This is a genomic window from Aeromonas sp. ASNIH1 (genome assembly GCF_002934285.1).
Taxonomy (GTDB): Bacteria; Pseudomonadota; Gammaproteobacteria; order Enterobacterales; family Aeromonadaceae; genus Aeromonas; species Aeromonas caviae.
The window spans coordinates 798,426-817,550 of the sequence record NZ_CP026228.1 but is presented as its reverse complement, the minus strand read 5'-3'; the positions used below and the strand labels follow the sequence as shown (position 1 = coordinate 817,550).

The following is a 19,125-nucleotide window of genomic DNA, read 5'->3' as shown; positions in this document are numbered from 1 at the left end:
ACCGGAAGTGACGATGCGCAGCGAACGGCAATCAGACATGCAGACCCCCTTCGGCGTCCCGGTGGAGGGCACGGTAATCAATGACGTGGCCATGGTCCAGCAGGCCTTTGGTGTCAGCCTCTCCTATCAGGATATTGCCGCCAGGGAGCGGCTCGCCGCCTTGTGCGCACGCTTCCCCCTGCTGGCGGAGGTGGCAGTGAAAGGGCCCGAGGGGACTGGCGAGGGGAGGTCTGCATGAAGGTGATCGCCCTGCAGGGGATCCGGGGAGGTGTGGGGACCACCGCCATCGTGGCCGGACTGGCCCAGGCAGCCCATGAGCAGGGGGCAAGGGTGTTGGCGGTGGATCTCTGCCCGGACAACCAGCTTGGCATCCACCTTGGCCTGCCCCATGACGATCTGGGAGGCTGGAGCCGGCTGACCCAGCCGGCGCGGGAGTGGCGAGGAGCGCTTCACCGCCGGGAGGAGGGACTGGATCTGCTCTCCCATGGCGGGGGGCAGGGGGCGTCAGCCGAGTGGCTGGCAGGGATCGATGGTTATGATCTGGTGCTGCTGGATCTGCCCCTGGGCATGGCCCCCGTCATCCCCTGCAGGCGCTTGCTGGTGGTCAATGCGGATGCCAACTGCCATGTGCGGCTTCACCGCCACCCCTGGGCGGCCGATGAGCGTCTGCTGGTGACCCAGTTCTCCAGCCAGCGGGCCCTGCAGCAGGGGTTGCTGGATCTCTGGCTGGCAGGGGGGCTCCCTCTGCTCAATCTTCATCTGCACAGGGACGAAGCCATGGCGGAGGCCATGGCCGCCAAGCTGCCGGTCGGCCGCTATGCGCCCACCAGTCTGGTTGCCCACGAGCTGGCCGCCCTGGCGATCTGGTGTCTGGCAGAGGGGGAGGCCCCCCGATGAGAGTGCGGCTGCTGACGCCGGCTGCGGGCCTCTGGTGCTCGCAGCGCTATCGCGCACTGCGTGAGCGGGGGGCTTCCCGCCCGGGGGCGGCCGCATTGACACTGGGCTGGCTGCTGGCCTGGGCTCTCTTCCCCCTCGAGCGTCATGGCTGGCAATGGGTGCTGGGCCATGCCCGGGGACTCTATCCCCAGCTGACGCACCCCCGAGTGGGGGATCCCCTGCGCGTTCTGTTGCAGAGCCTCTGGATGATAGTGCGTCGCCCACAGCCCATCCCTCTGCGCTGGCCTGCCTCCTGGCAACGGCTCTGGCACCGGGGCACCCAGACTCTCGGTGCCTTCCTGGACCGTCAGGAGGAGAAAGGGCTGGCCGCCGCCAGGGCCACGCCCCGCGAGGCACGCTGGAAGAGCGTGCTGCTCTGCGTGGTGGCCGGGAGCCTCTCCCTGCTCTGCGTCACCCAGCCGTTCACCCTGCAGGCGCAACTGGTGTTCGTCCTCTTGCTGGCGGCCATGGCCTTCATCCTGCGGGCCGTGCCGGGCCGTTATCCCATGCTGATGATGATGGTGCTCTCCCTCACCATCTCCTGCCGCTACATCTGGTGGCGCTACACCTCGACCCTCGACTGGTTCGACCCCGTCAGCCTGACCTGCGGCCTGCTGCTGGCCGCCGAGACCTATGCCTGGCTGGTGCTGCTGCTCGGCTACTGGCAGACCGCATGGCCCCTGCACCGCCCCCCGGCACAACTGCCGGCGGATCCGGCCCAGTGGCCCAGCGTGGATCTGATGATCCCCACCTACAACGAGGATCTCGCCATCGTGAAGGGGACTGTCTACGCCGCCATGGGGCTCGACTGGCCCGCCGACAAGCTGACCATCTGGCTGCTTGACGACGGGGGGCGGGCGGCGTTTCGCGACTTCGCCGAGGAGGCCGGGATCCGCTATGTGGCCCGGTCGACCCATGAGCACGCCAAGGCGGGCAACATCAATCACGCCCTCAAGATGGCCACCGGGGATCTGGTCGCCATCTTCGACTGTGACCACCTGCCGACCCGCTCCTTCCTGCAGATGACGGTGGGCTGGTTCTACCGGGATCCCCGTCTGGGCGTGGTCCAGACCCCCCACCACTTCTTCTCCGCCGATCCGTTCGAACACAACCTGCAACGGTTTCGCAAGATGCCGAACGAGGGGGCCCTCTTCTACGGCCTGGTGCAGGATGGCAACGACATGTGGGATGCCAGCTTCTTCTGCGGATCCTGCGCCGTCATCAAGCGCACCGCCCTTGACGAGATCGGCGGCATCGCGGTGGAGACGGTCACCGAGGATGCCCACACCTCCCTGCGGCTGCACCGCCTCGGCTACACCTCGGCCTATATCCGGATCCCGCTGGCGGCGGGGCTGGCCACCGAAAGCCTCTCTGCCCACATCGGTCAGCGCATCCGGTGGGCGCGCGGCATGGTGCAGATCCTGCGTCTGGACAACCCCCTCTTCGGCAAGGGGCTCAAGCTGGGGCAGCGGCTGTGCTACTTCAATGCCATGCTGCACTTTCTCTCGGGCATACCGAGGCTCATCTTCCTGACGGCGCCGCTCGCCTTCCTGATCCTGCACGCCTACATCATCTATGCCCCGGCGGCGGCCATCGCCCTCTACATGTTGCCGCACATCTTCCACAGCGCCCTGACCAACTCCCGGTTGCAGGGCAAGGTGCGCCACTCCTTCTGGGGCGAGGTCTATGAGACGGTGCTGGCCTGGTACATCGCCAGGCCGACCACGGTGGCGCTCTTTGCACCTCACAAGGGGACGTTCAACGTGACTGCCAAGGGGGGGATGACGGAGGAGGTGTTCCTCGATCTGTCGGTCTCCCGCCCCTATCTGCTGCTGATCCTGCTCAATCTGTGCGGGCTGGGGTTCGGCCTCTGGCGCATCGGCACCGGCCCTGCCGACGAGGTGCCGACCCTGATCCTCAGCATGATCTGGACCCTCTACAACATGACCATACTGGGCGGCGCCCTGGCGGTGGCCTTCGAGTCGCGGCAGGTCCGTGCCAACCCCAGGGTGGAGATGGTGATGCCGGCGGCCATCAGGCTGGCGAACGGTCACCTCTACCCCTGTACCGTCAGGGATTACTCCAACGGGGGGGTCGGGGTGCTGCTCGAGGCGCCCCTGCCCCTGGCCGACAAGGAGAGGGTCTGGTTGCTGCTGCGCCATGACCAGCGGGAGCAGGCGTTCGCCGCCAAGGTGCAGCGGGTGTTCGGCTGCAAGCTGGGACTGGAGCTGGAGCCCATGGCGCAGGCACAGCATGTCGAGTTCATCCAGTGCACCTTCGCCCGGGCCGATACCTGGTCCCTGTGGCAGCAGCGTCTGGGCAAGGATCGCCCCCTCCACAGCCTGATCGACATTACCCTGCTCGGCTGGGGAGCTTACTGGCGTCTGGCCCGTACCTCACCCATCGGCTTTGTTTGTATCCTCCTCGAGAAGCTGGCTCGCTGGCTCCTCTCCTTTGTTCCCCGTCGCGTCTCCCCAGATTTCCGGGCCGGGACTCCGACCTCACAGACAGTGAAAGGATGATGAAACCACAACGCTACCTTATTCCTCTCCTGCTGATGGCGCAGGGTGCGACTGCCGCTGAGGCCGTCGGCCCCCTGCCGCCCGTTCCCGCTCCGGTGCGCACCCAGGGAATGAGCTTCGAACAGATGGCGTCATCGCCAGGCACCCTCTCCCTGCGCGGCAATGCGCCAGACGGACTGGCCGACTTCACCGTGCGGCGGGACGAGGTGGTGACCCGGGCCACCCTGGACCTGAACTTCACGCCATCGCCCTCCCTGCTGCCGCTCATCTCCCAGGTCAAGGTCTATCTCAATGACGAGCTGATGGGGGTGACGGCCCTCAACCAGGATCAGATGGGGACGATGACCCATGCCAGCATCGAGCTGGATCCCCGCTATGCCAAGGATTTCAACCGCCTCAAGGTGAGCTTCGTTGGCCACTATCAGAAAGTGTGCGAGAACCCGGCGAGCGATACCCTCTGGCTCAACGTCAACCGGGACAGCAAGCTGACCCTGCAGTTGCAGACCCTGCCGGTGCGCAACGAGCTCTCCTTCTTCCCCATGCCGTTCCTCGATGTGCGGGATAATGGCAAGCTGACTCTGCCCATGGTGTTCACGGGCTCAGTGCCCCCGGAGCAGCAGCAGGCGGCGGCGGTGCTGGCCTCCTGGTTCGGCACCAAGGCCCAGTGGCGGGGCCAGCATTTCCCGGTGCTCATCAACCAGTTGCCGGATCGCAACGCCGTGATCTTTGCCACCAATGACGCGCGCCCCGATTTCCTGGTGGACTATCCCGAGGTGAAGGGGCCCACCATCGACATGATCAGCTCCCCCGACAACCCCTATGTGAAGCTGCTGCTGATCCTGGGGCGGGATCAGCAGGATCTGCTGACGGCGGTGCAGGGGCTGGCGCGAGGCGATGTCATGCTGCGTGGCCAGAGCGTCATGGTGGACGAGGTGAAGCCGCTCTTGCCGCGTCAACCCTACGATGCACCGAACTGGGTGCGACTGGATCGCAAGATGCGTTTTGATGAGCTCACGGAGTACCCGGGTCAGTTGCAGGCAACGGGACGCACGCTGTGGCCCATGAGCCTGACGCTGCGCCTGCCGCCTGATCTCTATCTGCTGGGGGAGAACGGCATCAGGACGGAGCTGAAGTATCACCACACCTCGCCCACCCTGCGCGACGGTTCCCGGCTGGATGTGGGGGTCAACGGCCAGCTCATGAAGTCGTTCACGCTCGAGCCCGGCGAGGTCAAGAGTGAGCGGTTGCTGACCCTGCCGCTCTGGTTTGCCGACGACGGCGACACCATGGCGCTGCGCATGCCCGGGCTCAAGACCACCCAGACCAACAGTCTGAGCTTCTCGTTCGAGTATGCCCAGCAATACATGGGAGGAACGGAGGATGGCCGTTGCGACCTGGTGATGCCGCCAGCCCATCAGGTGCGCATCGACGAGGGCTCCACCATCGACTTCACCGGCTATCGCCACTTCATCGAGATGCCCGACCTCAAGGCGTTCGCCTATGCCGGCTTCCCGTTCAGCCGGATGGCGGATCTCGCCGACACCCAGATTGTCATGCCGGCCAGACCCCATCCCGGGCAGATCACCACCTTGCTCGATGCCGTCGGTGCCATCGGGGCCGAGACCGGGTATCCGGCGCTCTCCCTGCAGGTTCTGGACGACTGGGAGCGAGCGCGCACCGCGGATCGGGATACCCTGCTCATCGGCACCCTGCCGGAGGAGTTTCGAGGGGATCTGGCTCCCGACGCCCTGCTGCAATCCACGCGCAGCTGGGTCAACGAGCCAACCCGCCAGCACAAGGGGGATCTGCTGCACACCATGGCCGATCGCCAGCCCCAGGCCCGGGTGGGCATGACGGGCAACCGGGCCATCGCCGTCATCCTGGGGCTGCAATCGCCGACCCATGATCAGTGCAGCCTGGTGGCCTTGCTGGCGGATGGACCGGCGGGGGTCACATTGCTCAATGATGCCCTGCAGACCCGGACCCTGCGCGATCAGGTGGCAGGCTCGGTGGCCATCATCCGGGAATCCGGGGTGAAGAGCCTGGTGGTGGGGGATCGCTACGAGGTGGGCTACCTGCCGTGGTGGGAGCGTCTCTGGCAACTGTTTGCCCGTTATCCGGTGCGTCTTGCCGGGCTGACCCTGCTCTGCATGCTGGTACTGGGCTGGGGCCTGCGGGTGCTGCTTGCCAGTGCCAGTCGCCGCCGTCTGAAGGAAGATTAAGAGATGACTCAGATGAAAAATGTCTGTGGTGCCCTGCTCCTCTGGGCCCTTTGTTCCCTCCCGGCGCAGGCCGTCTGTCACTGGCCGGAGTGGGATCACTTTCGCCAGCACTACATCAGCGAAGAAGGCAGGGTCATCGACCCTGCCGACGGGCGCCGCATCACCACCTCGGAAGGCCAGAGCTATGCCCTCTTCTTCGCCCTGGTCAACGATGACAGGGAGACCTTTGCCCGCCTGCTCGACTGGACGGAGCGGCAGCTCGCCCGCGGGGATCTGACCGGCTTCCTGCCATCCTGGCTCTGGGGCAGGCAGCAGGACGGCAACTGGGGCGTGCTGGATGCGAACAGCGCGTCCGATTCGGATCTCTGGATAGCCTACAGCCTGCTGGAGGCGGGTCGCCTGTGGGACAACCACAGCTACTCTGCCCTCGGCACCCTGTTGCTGCGCCGCATCGCCCGGGAAGAGGTCGCCACGCTGCCGGGTCTCGGCCCCGTGTTGCTGCCCGGGGCGAAAGGCTATGAGGGGGAGGGACGCTGGACCCTCAACCCCAGCTATCTGCCTCCACAACTGCTGGCCAGATTCGCCTCCTTCAAGGGGCCCTGGGGCGAGATGCGGGCCCTCTTGCCCAAGCTGCTGCAGGAGAGTGCGCCCCGTGGCTTTGCCCCGGACTGGGTGGACTGGCAGGCCGACAAGGGGTGGCAGGTGACGGCGGACAAGGGCGACACCGGTGGCTATGACGCCATCCGCGTCTATCTCTGGCTCGGCATGCTGAGCGAGGAGGATCCCGCCAGGGCTTCCCTGGTGGCCCATTTTGCCCCCATGCTGGCGCAGCTGACCGAATCGGGTCATCTGCCCGAGCGGGTCTCCAGCCAAAGTGGACAGGTTCAGGGCAAGGGGCCGAGCGGCTTTGCCGCCGCCCTCCTGCCCCTGTCACGGGGCTTGCCGGCGCAGGTCACCTTGCGCAAGCAGGTCTCCGATCACGGGCTGGATGCGGATGCCTACTACGGCAGCGTGCTGACCCTGTTCGGCGCAGGCTGGGATCAGGGGCGTTATCGCTTTGCCGCCGACGGTACCCTGCAGCCGGATTGGAGCGAATCATGTCAGGCAGAGTGACCCAGGGGTGCCTGCTCGCCTGCCTGATGAGCGGAGCCCTGGCGCAAGGGACGGTACAGCCGGTGGCCTGGCTGCTGGAGCAGGTCAGGATTGGCGAGGCCCGTGGGCGGGAAGATCTCGTCAGCAACAGCCTCTATTCCCTCTCCCTGGTGGAGCCCGATCATCCGGAGCTGCTGGCAGCCCAGGCCCGTCAGGCCCTGCGCCAGGGCAAGGTCAAGGAGGCCGGGGCACTGCTGGCCCGCCTTGGCAAGCAAGACCCCGACTCTGCGCTCTATCGTCAGGGCATGGCCAACCTGGCCCTGAACGAACCGGCCAGGCGCCAGCAACTGCAACAAGCCAGGCTGCTGACCAGCGCCGGCAGGCTGGAGGAGGCCGAGCGTCTCTATCGCTCCCTGTTCTCCGGTGATTTGCCCCCCAATCTCGACGTGGCGGTGGATTATGCCCTGTTGCAGACACGGATCCCGGCCATGAAGGCAAAGGGGCTGGCGGCCCTGGAGGCACTCAACCGGCAATATCCGGGTGAGCCCAGAGTGCGGGGCGGGCTGGCTCGCCTCTATCTGGCGGAGGGTCGGCGCCAGGGGGCGCAGAACCTGTTGCGCGAGATGGCGCGAGATCCCTACCAGCGGGACGAGGCCGCCGAGATCTGGCTCGCGGACATCGAATCCCTGCCCATCGGGCCCGGGAGCATCGCTGCCTTGCAGGAGTACATGGTGCTCTTTGGCGAAGGGGATACCACCAAGGCGGAACAGCTGCTCGCTACCCAGGAGGAGAAGTGGGCCTCGCCTGCCTATCGCGCACGCCAGTCGGCGCTCGCAAGCACGGCGGGAGGTGGTGCCTCCATCTCCCGCTTGCAGCGTGCCCTGGCTGCCAACCCGGGGGATCCTGAACTCATGGGCGCCCTGGGGCAGGCCTACTCCCGCAACGATCAGCGAGCGCTGGCCATCGCCCAGTTTGAACGGGTGCTGGCACACCCCGAGGTGACCGACAAGGACAAATGGCGCAGCCTGCTGGCCACCAACCGCTACTGGCTGCTGGTGAGCCAGGGGCGCAGCGCCCTGGAACGGGAGCAGTGGGATGAGGCGGCGACCCTGTATCGCCGTGCCATCGCCCAGGATGGGCATGAACCCGAAGCCTGGCTGGGGCTCGGAGACAGCGAGCGTGGCCGTCATCGCGATGCCGACGCGGAGTCCGCCTATCGCAAGGCGCTCGCCATGGGGAGCGCGCGGGAGCGGGCCCTGGCCCGCCTGTTCGATCTCTACAAGGAGCAGGATCCGGCACGTGCCCTGGCCCTGCTGGAGCAGCAGGGCACCCCCGGGATGCAGGTCGAAGGGCGGCGGCTCAAGGCCGGGCTGTTGCAGGAGGAGGCCGATCAGCTTGATCGGGCCGGCAAGGTGGCGGCGGCGCTGCGCCTTCGCGAGCAGGCACTTGCGCTGACCCCGGAAGAGGTGTGGCTGGCCTATCGAGTGGCCGATACCCGGGCCCGCCTCGGGGAGGCTGGCAGCGGGGAGCGGCTCTTGCGAGAACGGCTGGCGGCGCACCCGCAGGATGCCACCCTGCGCTACGCCACCGCCCTCTATCTCTCGGGGCAGGACAAGATGGTGGAGGCGAGAGGGGTGCTGGCCGCCATCCCTAGGTCCGGCTGGACACAGGACATGGATGCGCTGGATCAGCGCCTCGCCCGCGGCGAGGTGCTCGCCAGGGCGTGGGCGCGTCACGAGGCCGGGGATGATGAGGGGGCCGAACGCCTGCTTCAGCCGTTGCAGCCGGATGAAGAGGTAAGCCTGATGCTGGCGGAGTGGGCCACGGATCGGGGGGCCTATGCACTGGCGGAGCAGCGCTATCAGGAGGTGCTTGCCCGCACGCCGCAACAGCCCGAGGCCAGGCTTGGCATGGCCGAACTGGCCCAGGCCAGGGGCGATCTGGCAAAGGCCCGTCACTGGCTGCCCGCCTGGCCGGTCAGCCCGCTGCCCCCGGAGGGTGCCAGCTACTACCGCCGGGTAGCCAATCTCTATCAGGCGCTGGGAGAGGGCGAGACAGCCCGCGCCATCTTCACCGACTACGAACCCCTGGTGGCGATGCAACCGGCCTCCCAGCAGGCGGCGCTGTTCTGGCGCGATGCCGCCCGCCAGCGCTTTGCCGAGCATGATGTGGAGGAGGCCCTGGTGCGGGATCGCAAGGGGCTGGTGGCCGCAGGTCTGGCCCCCCGCGAGGATCTGGAGGGGGGCGAGCTGACCCGGCTGGCCCGCAGTCAGGATGGGGAGGGGTGGCTGGCATCCGGCCTGCGCAGCGATCTCGACAGGCATTACCGGCAGAGCCAGACCACCTTCTCCCTCGACAGCGATTACTGGGGCTCCAGCGGTACCGGGGGCTACTCGGATTTGCGGGCGCTGACCCAGATGGCGCAACTGGATACGCCGCTGGCCGGTGGTACCGCCTTCGGCCGCCTTGAACTGGTCGACATGGATGCCGGAGATCTGCCGGACTCCCCTTACCGGGCGCAGTTCGGTACCTGTGCGGCCAGGGACTGTCGCGGGGACGCGCACCAGCAGAGCCGGGGGACCACCCTGGCGGCAGGCTGGCAGCGGGGGGCCTGGGCGTTCGATCTGGGGACCACGCCCCTCGGTTTCGAGGTGGTGGACTGGGTTGGTGGCGCCACCTTGACCGGTGACTGGCACACACTGGGGTGGGGGATGACCCTCTCGCGTCGGCCCGTCAGCAGCTCGCTGCTCTCCTATGGGGGAACGGTGGATCCGGGCACGGGCATCAGCTGGGGTGGGGTGCGGGCGAACGGGGTCCGCCTCGATCTCAGCCGGGATCTGGGAGGGGCCGTCGGGTTCTGGGGCAGCGCCCAGCAGCACCTGCTGACCGGCAAGAACGTGCCCGACAACTGGCGCACCCGACTCATGGGAGGGGGCTATTACAAGTTCGTCAACGAGACCCATCGCCGTGCCAGCGTGGGGATCAGCACCATGCTGTGGCACTACCAGCAGGATCTGGGGGGCTATACCCTGGGGCAGGGGGGGTATTACAGCCCGCAGGGGTACTTCTCGCTCTCGGTGCCGGTGAGCTACCGGCAGCGAACCCCGGACTGGTCGTGGGAGCTGGGGGGATCGGGATCCTGGTCCTACGCCCGTACCGACGACAGTCGCCGCTACCCGCTGGAAGGCCTGTTGCCAAGCGGTTTGCCAGACAGGAATGCGCCTGTGAAAGGGGGCAGTAGCAGTGGATTCGGCTACACCCTGAATGGCGTGGTGGAACACAGGCTGACGGAGCACTGGCGCATCGGTGGCCGGGTGGACATCCAGCAGGCGGATGACTATGCCCCCAGCCATGTCACCCTGTTCCTGCGCTACACCTTCAAGCCCTGGCAAGGGGATCTCGATATGCCGCCAAGGCCTCTCACTCCCTACGCGGACTTCGACTGACAGGGGCGCCCGTCATCACCGGGCGCCCTTATTTCAGATAGGAACGCAGTACCCTCACCACCTGATCCAGATCCTCCAGCCGCTCGGCATGGGTCGCCTCCTCGGCGCCAAGATGCTCGCGCATGTGCCCCTCCAGTACCTCCAGCATCAGGCCGTTGACGGCGCCGCGGATGGCGGCGATCTGCTGCAGGATGGCGGCGCAGTCTGTTTCCTGTTCCAGAGCGATCTCCAGGGCACCGGTCTGCCCCTTGATGCGCCTGACCCGTGCCAGCAGCTTCTTCTTGTCGTGAACCGTGTGTGACATGCAGGATCCTCTCGATCAATAAAACTATACTGGGGTATAGTATATAGCATCCTCGTTTTCAGGAGAAATCCATGCCATCCCTCGCCTCATCCCACTGCCACCACCCCGTCGTCCACGAAGGGAATCCCCTGGCCGAACAGAAGACCCGCTGGGCCGTGCTGCTCACCGTCGTCATGATGGTGGCGGAGATCGGTGGCGGCTGGTTCTACAACTCCATGGCGCTGCTGGCCGACGGCTGGCACATGAGCTCCCATGCCCTGGCCCTCGGCCTCTCGGTGCTGGCCTATCGCGCGGCCCGCCACTTTGCGCGGGATAACAGGTTCAGCTTCGGTACCTGGAAGATAGAGGTGCTGGGGGGCTTCAGCAGCGCCCTGCTGCTGGTGGGGGTGGCGGGGTTGATGCTGTTCGAGTCGGTGGCCAGGTTGCTGGACCCCAGCCCCATCCATTATCAGCAGGCGATCGGCATTGCCCTGCTGGGCCTGCTGGTGAATCTGGCCTGTGCCTGGCTGCTCAGGGACGATCACGGCCATCACCATGGTCACGACCACCATCACGGTCATCACGACCACTCGCACGATCACCACCACGGCCATCAGGATCTCAACCTGCGCGCCGCCTACCTCCACGTGCTGGCGGACGCGGCCACCTCGGTGCTGGCGATTCTGGCGCTGGTGGGAGGCATGTTGTGGGGGGCGGACTGGCTGGATCCCCTGATGGGCATCGCCGGCGCCGTGCTGGTGGCGGTGTGGGCCAGGGGGCTGCTGCGTGATACCGGGCGCGTCTTGCTGGATGCGGAGATGGATGCGCCCCTGGTGGACGAGATCCGCGAGGTGATTGCCGAGCTGCCTGGCATCGAGATCCGCGATCTGCACGTCTGGCGGGTGGGGCAGATGCAGTATGCCGCCGCGATGTCGTTGCAGATGGCGACCCCGGTCCCGGCACAGGCGATCCGCGAGCGCCTCGCCATCCACGAGGAGCTGGTGCACCTGACCATCGAAGTGTCTGCCGACTGACGCCCCTGGCGGGGGTCAGCGGGGAGGCTCGCTCCCCTGATCCTGCCAGAGGGAGCCCAGCATCAGCCTCAGCAGCAGTCCCGGCGGGTCGTCGAGCAGGCGGCCCGGCTCCAGCAGCAGGTGGCCGTCGGCATGAAAGCCCAGGCTGGCGTGAACCTTGCCTTCCTCGCCACACACCTGGAGGAGGCCGTTCAGGGAACCCCCCTCGCCGGGTTGACAGCGCAGCCGCAGCTCCCGTGGTTCCCCCAGCAGGGTGAAGGCGCGGGCGAGGGGCGGGCTCTCTTCATAATCCGGCCAGTTGAAGAAGTGATAGCGTTCGGCGAGTACGCCGGCCTGCTGGCAGAACTGATCGAACAACTGGGCAATGCCCTGATACTCCTGGTCCAGCCGCCTGGCCTGCTCCTCAATCCGTTTCATCACCCAGCCCCCTCTATCCATTTGATTGGACATTGATTTCGTCACTCGCTCCCCTCTTTCCGCTGGTATGGGCCGAAAGCGGTGCCAGGTCTGTGAGCGCGATCGAGTTTTCGTTATGAAAACGTTATCTTGTTGATGCGGATTGGTTTTTTTTGCCCATCTGCTCACATTTACGGCAATTCCCGCTGATTAATATGACACCGCTCGGCAATGACCGGGTACTCGGATATCGAGACTAACTACAGCGGGAATTATAAAAAAATGGATATGAAAAAGACCAAAGTGGCGCTGGTAACAGCCTCACTGCTCGCGCTTTTGTCAGGCTGTAACGACAACAGTTCTTCTGCTCCTGCCCCTCAGGATGAGCCCGTCGCTCGTCTTCCCAACGTCCAGCCCCCGGCCGAACTGCTGACGGCCGGCCCCGACGAAGCGGTCATCGCCCTGGTGGATACCCAGACCAGCGCGGCGCGCGGTGTCACCGGCCCGTTCGCCAGCCACAACCTGCACCTGTGGAACAACGACGCCTGCAACTCGACCTCGGAGGGCGGCCTCAACACCGGTTGGGATGACAAGAGCAAGACGCCGTCCGCGGCGGACAGTTTTGGTCCGGCCTGGGTCGTGCCGCTCTCCAAGATGGAAGGCTGCATCAACTTCATCGCCCGCAACGGCGATCTCGCGAACCTGACCGGCAGCGACATGAAGGTGGTCTTCAGTGATCACCCGGATCGCACCGTGGCCATCGTCGCCGGCAAGAACGAGATCTTCGGCAGCCGGGCGGAAGCCTTCACCGCCGCCTTCGGCGTGGCGGGGGCCAGTGCCCATCTCATCGACGACAACACCCTGATTTGGCAAGGGGGCAAGGACAAGCCCAATGTGCGCCTCTACTACACAGAGTCAGGCACCATCACCGCAAACAGCGAGGGTGTATTCGATTTTCCCTACCTCAAGCTGACCCCGACCAGCCTGACCGAAGAGCAGCAGGCCAAATACCCGCACCTCAAGGATGCCGCCGCCTTCGCCCTGCCTGCGGGGAAAGATCTCAAGCCCCTGCTCAAGGGTGAGCTGGTCGCCATCGGGACCGATGCGGACGGCATCCTGCAGGGGGCGACCCTAGTGCAGAGTGCCGGTGCCCTCGATGCCCTTTACAGCGAAGCGGCCACCAAGCTGGCCTACGGCGCCGTGGTGGAGGGGGGCAATGTCACCTTCCGGCTCTGGGCGCCGACCGCCAAGTCGGTCAAGCTGGCGCTGTTCGACGAGCAGCACAAGTCGCTTGGCGAGCGCGCCATGACCCTGGACGAGGGCAGCGGCAGCTGGAGCGTGCAGGGGGGCAGCGATCTTGTCGGCAAATACTACCGCTACGATATCCAGGTCTATCACCCGGTCAGCCGCAAGCTGGAATCCTATCAGGTGACCGACCCCTACTCCCTGAGCCTGGCGATGAACTCCGAGTTCAGCCAGGTGGTGGATCTCGACGATCCGGCCCTCAAGCCGGAAGGCTGGGACAGCCTGAAGGCGCCCCACAGCCAGAAGAACCCCGCCGACATCACCATCTATGAGGCCCACGTCCGGGATCTGACCGGCAACGACGAGTCGACGCCGGTGGAGCACCGCGGCAAGTTCCTCGGGCTGACCGACAGCGACAGCGTGCCCGTCACCCACCTGAAATCCCTGGCCAAGAGCGGCGTCAGCCACCTGCACCTGCTGCCGGTGTTCGACATCGCTACCGTCAACGAGGACCCGGCCAAGGTGGCCAACATCGGCGATGACTTCAGCAAGCTGTGCGAGGTCAATCCCGAGGTCAAGAACTCCAGGTTTGCCAGCCACTGTGGTGGCGGCGAGACCATCGAAGCCGTGCTCGGTGATCTGCAAGCCAGCGACAGCAAGGAGAACCCCGTGGTGCAGGAGCTGTACGGCTACCTGCGCGGGGTGGACTCCTTCAACTGGGGCTATGACCCCTACCACTACACCACCCCGGAAGGCTCCTACGCCACCAATGCGGAGGGGACGACCCGGATCAAGGAGTTCCGCGAGATGGTGCAGGCCATCAAGCAGAACATCGGCATGAACGTGGTGATGGACGTGGTCTACAACCACACCAACGAAGCGGGTCTCGGTTCCAAATCCGTGCTCGACAAGATTGTGCCCTGGTACTACCAGCGCCTCAATCCGGAGACCGGTTCGGTGGAAAACTCCACCTGCTGCTCCAACACGGCGCCGGAACACGCCATGTTCGCCAAGCTGATGGATGACTCCCTGGTCACCTGGGCACGGGACTACAAGATCGATGCCTTCCGCTTCGACCTCATGGGCCATCACCCGAAAGATCAGATGGTGCAGGCCCTGGCCGAGGTGAAGAAGGTCAATCCGGACATGTACTTCTACGGCGAGGGTTGGAACTTCGGCGAGGTACAGGATGACAAGCGGTTCGTGCAGGCGACCCAGAAGCATCTGGCCGGTACCGGCATCGGCTCCTTCTCCGACCGGCTGCGTGACGCGGTGCGCGGGGGCAGCCCGTTCGACGGCGGCGAAGCCATTCGCAAGACCCAGGGCTTTGGCAACGGCGCCCTGGTGGATGCCAACGAGCTGGACGGCGTCGATCTCGCCACCGCCCTGCATCAGTCCGATCTGGTGCGCCTCGGCATGGCGGGCAACCTCAAGGAGTTCGTGCTGACCGACAAGGACGGCATTCCGAAGAAAGGCTCCGACATCGACTACAACGGTCAACCGGCGGGCTATGCCCAGGATCCGACTGAAATCCAGAACTATGTCGACAAGCACGACAACCAGACCCTGTTCGACAACCTGGTGTACAAGGCACCCGCCGGGGCCGACCTGGTGCGGATGCAGGGGGTTTCTCTGGCGACCGCCATGCTGGGTCAGGGCATTCCCTTCACCCACGCAGGTGTCGAGCTGCTGCGTTCCAAGTCCATGGAGCGGGACAGCTACGACTCCGGTGACTGGTACAACCGGGTCGACTACGGCTTAAGTGACAATAATTTTGACAAAGGGCTGCCGCGCAAGGACAAGGACGAGGCCAACTACGAGCTGATCGAGCAGGTGCTCGGCCAGCACGCCAAGCCGGGTTCGGCCGAGATGCATCAGATGGTGAACTTCTACCAGGAGCTCTCCGAACTGCGTCAATCCTCTCGTCTGCTGCGTCTTGGCAGCGGCGCCGAGGTGATCAAGCGGGTCGACTTCCGCAACACCGGCCCTGAGCAGATCCCGGGTCTCATCGTGATGAGCGTGGATGACGGGGTGGGCGCCGGTGCGGATCTGGATCCGGCCATCGACGGCCTGGTGGTGATGATCAACGCCACCAATCAGCCCCAGAGCATCGGCGATTTCCGTGACGGCAAGGATCAGCCCATCGATCTGACCGGCATGGTCCTGAGCGGTGCCCACCGTGACTCCGACAGCATCGCCAGCGGGGCGGCCAATGACAGCGGTCAGCTGACCCTTGGTGCCTGGTCGGCGGCGGTGTTCGTCAAGCCGCAGAGCGGTGCCCAGGGCGCGGGGCTGCCGGTGAGCAAGAAGACGGATCTGAGCACCTTGCCTCCGTTCGGTGATACCGAGGTGTTCGTGCGCGGTTTCCTGAATCAGTGGGATCCGGTCAACAAGATGAACTTCAGTGGCAACTTCACCTATGAGTTCACCACCGAGGTGACGGCGGATCAGCTGGGGTCGACCCAGGTGAAGATCGCTGGCAACGAGTGGAGCGGCCCCGTCAATTACGGCAAGTGCAGCGATACCGACCAGCTTGCGACCGGCCAGGTCAATACGCTCTGTGCCAATGGCGGGGATCTGCCGTTCAACGTGGAGAAGGCTGGCACCTACAAGTTTGTCTTCACCGCCATGAACAAGGACAAGCCCACCCTGAGTGTCAGCTACACCGAACCGGCGCAGAGCTGCAAGGTGCTGGATACCGTCGCGGGCAATCCGCTCGGCTTCCCGCTCTATGTGCGCGGCAGTCTGAGCGACTGGAACGCCCAGCCGGCCTACCAGCTGAGCTACAAGGGGATGGAAGGCAACCTCGCCATCTACCAGGCCGCCTTCAACTACGCGGGCAGCTTTGACTTCAAGTTTGCCAACGACGATGTCAACTGGAGCAAGCAGTTCTTCGTGAAGGATGCCGGTGGCACCCTGATCGCACTGGAGCCCGAGCAGGTTTACCCGCTCCAGCACGGCGACGGTGGCATGGGCAACAACAGCATCACACTGGAACAGGGTCTGTGGAGCTTCCTGGTGAAGGTTGACCCGACTCAGACTTCCGGCGAGGTGGGCAGCGTCATCATCCAGGAGTGCAGCGCCAAGTAAGTCTTTCCCATCGAGCCCGGGGTTGGCTCGGCAGCCCCGGGTTGAATTCCGCCTCGCCAAGGGCGGGATAACACCGAGAGAGTAAGCAAAGCGCGACTGCCGACCGGCAGCCGCGCTTTTTCTTTGCTGTGGGCGAGGCAATAAAAAAGCCGCCCCGTTGGGGCGGCTGTTGGTTGTACCGTTAACGGTCGGCCTAGCGTTTTCGCAGCAGGCGCAGGGCGTTGGCGGTGACCAGGGCGGTGGCGCCGGTGTCGGCCAGCACCGCAATCCACAGGCCGGTGATGCCGAGCAGGCTGGTGACCAGGAAGATGGCCTTGAGCCCCAGCGCCAGCGCGATGTTCTGGTGGATGTTGGCCAGCGCCGCGCGGGAGAGCCGGATCATGGCGGCGACCCCGCCGAGCTGGTTGTGGGTCAGCGCCGCATCGGCGGTCTCCAGCGCCACGTCGGTGCCACCTCCCATGGCGATGCCGATGCTGGCCCGCTTCATGGCCGGGGCGTCGTTGATGCCGTCGCCGATCATCGCGACTTTCTGGTTGAGGCCGAGCTTGGCGATCTCATCGACCTTGCCCTCCGGCAGCAGGCCGGCGCGCCAGCCCATGCCGAGCTCGGTGGCGATCGCCTCGGCGGCGCGGGGGTTGTCCCCGGTCAGCATGATGCTCTGCAGGCCGAGCTGGTTGAGCTCTTGCAGCGCCGCAGCCGCCTCCGGCCGGATCTGGTCGCGCAGGGCCAGCAGGGCGGCCGGGGCGACGTCAGGCTGACCGAGCACCACCACTGTCTTGCCTTGCTGCTCCAGGGTGGCGACCCGGGCCTGCATCGCCGCATCCAGGGTGGCGACCCGGCTCGGTGCCAGCAACTGCCAGAGGGTACCGTCGATGCGACCCTCTACCCCCATGCCGGGCAGGGCGCGCAGATCCTGGGCGGCGGCGAGGTTGAGGCCCCGTTCACTGGCCGCCGTCACCACGGCGCGGGCCAGCGGGTGGTGGGAGCCCTGTTCGATGGCGGCCGCCAGTGCCAGCAGGTCGGCCTCAGGCTGGCCATTGAGGCTCACCAGTTCGGTCAGCTGCGGCTTGCCCAGGGTCAGGGTGCCGGTCTTGTCAAAGGCCAGGGTATCAATGTGTGCCAGCCGCTCCAGCGCGGCGCCCCCCTTGATGAGGGCCCCCTGGCGGGTGGCTGCCGCCAGCGCCGAGGTGACCGCCGCCGGGGTGGAGATGACCAGGGCGCAGGGGCAACCGATGAGCAGCAGCGCCAGCCCGCGATAGACCCACTCGTCCCAGCTCTGGCCGAAGGCGAGCGGCGGTACCAGCACCACCAGCAGGGCGACCAGCATCATGGCCGGGGTATACCAGCGGCTGAAGCGGTCGATGAAGCGCTCGATGGGAGCGCGCTGGGTCTCGGCCTCCTCGATGAGGTGCAGGATGCGGTCGATGGCGTTGTTGCCGGGTTCGGACACCACCTCGAGGCGCAGCACCCGATCCGCCGCCAGACTGCCGGCGGGCACCTTGTCACCCCGGCGGCGCTCCACCGGGATGGATTCGCCGGTCAGGGCGCTCTCGTCAAAGGCGCCGAGGGGGTCGAGCAGGCGGGCATCGGCGGCCAGGCGGGCACCCGGGGCGATTTCGATGATGTCACCGGGACGCAGCTGGTCGGCAGCGACTTCTTCCCGTACCTCGCCCTCGGCAGTGGTGCGGATGCGCAGCGCCTTGTCGGGCACCAGCGCCATCAGGGCGGTGACCCCGGCGCGGGCGCGGCCAGCGGCGTAGGCTTCCAGATGTTCCCCCAGCATGAACAGCAGCAGCACCATGGCCGCTTCGGCGGTTTCGCCGAGGAACAGGGCCCCCACGGCGGCGACCGTCATCAGGGTCTCGATGGCGAAGGGAGAGCCGCTTCTGGTCAGTGCCCACGCCTTGCGGGCGACGGGCCACAGCCCCCAGAGGGTGGCCAGGGTAAAGAGCGGCTGACCGATCTGGCTCGGCAGCAGGGCCGCCACCCCCATCAATCCGGCGAGCGACAGGGGCTGCCAATACTTGGCGAGCAGGTTGCTGACTCTCTGTATCAGCGGGCTGCGGCCCGGTTCGCTGCGAGCCGTGTTCTGAGCGCCTCCTTTGAGCTGGAAGCCGGCGGCCAGCACGGCGGCGGTGACGGGATCGGGGGAGAGGCCGGGGGCCAGATCCACCACCAGCTTCTCGGTGGCAAACAGCACCCGAGCCTGTTGTACGCCCTCCACCCGGCTGACGGCGGTCTCTATCTTGCGTGCACAGCTGGGACAATCCATGCCCAGCACCTGCCAGCTATGGCGGCGGCTGTTCTGCTCGGGGGTAGCCAGCGGCGGCTCGGTCGCGGCGGCCGTGTGGGCGTGCCCCTGCTCATGATGATCGTGGTCGTGGGCTGTGTCGGTGGCGCAAGCGCCTCTGGGGGGCTCTTCATCCCCCGGGCCGTCTGCGCCACTTTGCCCCTGATGATCGTGGCGGGTCGGGTTGGCGACACCACTGGCCTGTGCCCCGTTGTCGCAGCAGTGGCTGGTGTGGCTGTGCCCGGCCTGTGGGGTGGCGGCCTTGCTGACGGCCTTGATGGAGGCGGCGGCGTGTTGATGGCTGCAGCAGGATTTGCTCATGATGCGTTCCTCTTGAGGGATCCCGCCCCTGCGGGATCCTGGATGACTGAGCCGAGTGTAAACCTTGGTGTAAAGTCCAAGGTCAAGTCCTCTTCTTCTCTTTGTCCGGGGCCATGACAGTGACCGCTGATCTGCCCCTGGAGTAGGGGGGACGCAAAGGGATGCCAAATCCCTTTCATTAGCGGGTGTTTGTCATCCCGTGGCGGGCCTATACTGGGGACCCTGGATCCCACATCAATCATCAAGGA

The 19,125-nt window shown here is 65.8% G+C and carries 11 protein-coding genes; 8 read left to right on the top strand and 3 right to left on the bottom strand.

Going from position 1 to position 19,125, the window contains the following annotated elements:
* The first annotated feature begins 13 nt into the window (after positions 1-13).
* The 6 genes from bcsR to bcsC are packed head-to-tail and all read left to right on the top strand — an operon-like array spanning position 14 to position 10,218.
* Positions 14-238, top strand: a complete 225-nt coding sequence (gene bcsR / locus C2U37_RS03905; protein WP_010672842.1) for a cellulose biosynthesis protein BcsR — start codon at positions 14-16, stop codon at positions 236-238.
* Positions 235-897, top strand: a complete 663-nt coding sequence (bcsQ, locus tag C2U37_RS03900) for a cellulose biosynthesis protein BcsQ (protein ID WP_104451860.1) — start codon at positions 235-237, stop codon at positions 895-897. The genes bcsR and bcsQ overlap by 4 nt, the downstream gene beginning before the upstream one ends.
* Positions 894-3,458: a UDP-forming cellulose synthase catalytic subunit gene (gene bcsA / locus C2U37_RS03895; protein ID WP_104451859.1), complete on the top strand. Its 2,565-nt coding sequence runs from the start codon at positions 894-896 to the stop codon at positions 3,456-3,458. The genes bcsQ and bcsA overlap by 4 nt, the downstream gene beginning before the upstream one ends.
* Entirely contained in the window at positions 3,455-5,680 is a 2,226-nt protein-coding gene (gene bcsB / locus C2U37_RS03890) for a cellulose biosynthesis cyclic di-GMP-binding regulatory protein BcsB (RefSeq protein WP_104451858.1), read from the top strand. The genes bcsA and bcsB overlap by 4 nt, the downstream gene beginning before the upstream one ends.
* Positions 5,681-5,683: 3 nt before the next feature.
* Complete coding sequence (gene bcsZ / locus C2U37_RS03885; protein ID WP_043155839.1) at positions 5,684-6,793, top strand: cellulose synthase complex periplasmic endoglucanase BcsZ; 1,110 nt, start codon at positions 5,684-5,686, stop codon at positions 6,791-6,793.
* Entirely contained in the window at positions 6,778-10,218 is a 3,441-nt protein-coding gene (gene bcsC / locus C2U37_RS03880; RefSeq protein WP_104451857.1) for a cellulose synthase complex outer membrane protein BcsC, read from the top strand. Before bcsZ ends, bcsC begins: the two co-directional genes overlap by 16 nt.
* A gap of 28 nt (positions 10,219-10,246) precedes the next feature.
* Here bcsC and C2U37_RS03875 read toward each other — a convergent pair whose 3' ends face one another.
* Positions 10,247-10,522: a metal/formaldehyde-sensitive transcriptional repressor gene (locus C2U37_RS03875; protein WP_104451856.1), complete on the bottom strand. Its 276-nt coding sequence runs from the start codon at positions 10,520-10,522 to the stop codon at positions 10,247-10,249.
* A 71-nt stretch (positions 10,523-10,593) separates the two neighbouring features.
* Here C2U37_RS03875 and dmeF point away from each other — a divergent pair, with 71 nt between their 5' ends.
* Positions 10,594-11,535: a CDF family Co(II)/Ni(II) efflux transporter DmeF gene (dmeF, locus tag C2U37_RS03870; protein ID WP_104451855.1), complete on the top strand. Its 942-nt coding sequence runs from the start codon at positions 10,594-10,596 to the stop codon at positions 11,533-11,535.
* Between the two features lie 15 nt (positions 11,536-11,550).
* Here dmeF and C2U37_RS03865 read toward each other — a convergent pair whose 3' ends face one another.
* Positions 11,551-11,952: a hypothetical protein gene (locus tag C2U37_RS03865; protein WP_041211001.1), complete on the bottom strand. Its 402-nt coding sequence runs from the start codon at positions 11,950-11,952 to the stop codon at positions 11,551-11,553.
* A 261-nt stretch (positions 11,953-12,213) separates the two neighbouring features.
* Between C2U37_RS03865 and pulA the strand changes: the two genes are divergently transcribed.
* Positions 12,214-16,266 (top strand): pullulanase-type alpha-1,6-glucosidase, encoded by a 4,053-nt coding sequence (gene pulA / locus C2U37_RS03860; RefSeq protein ID WP_104451854.1) that lies wholly within the window; start codon positions 12,214-12,216, stop codon positions 16,264-16,266.
* A 193-nt stretch (positions 16,267-16,459) separates the two neighbouring features.
* On the opposite strand, the gene C2U37_RS03855 is transcribed toward pulA, so the two are convergent.
* A complete protein-coding gene (locus C2U37_RS03855; protein WP_104451853.1) occupies positions 16,460-18,877 on the bottom strand; it encodes a zinc/cadmium/mercury/lead-transporting ATPase in 2,418 nt (805 codons plus the stop codon).
* Positions 18,878-19,125 lie beyond the last annotated feature (248 nt).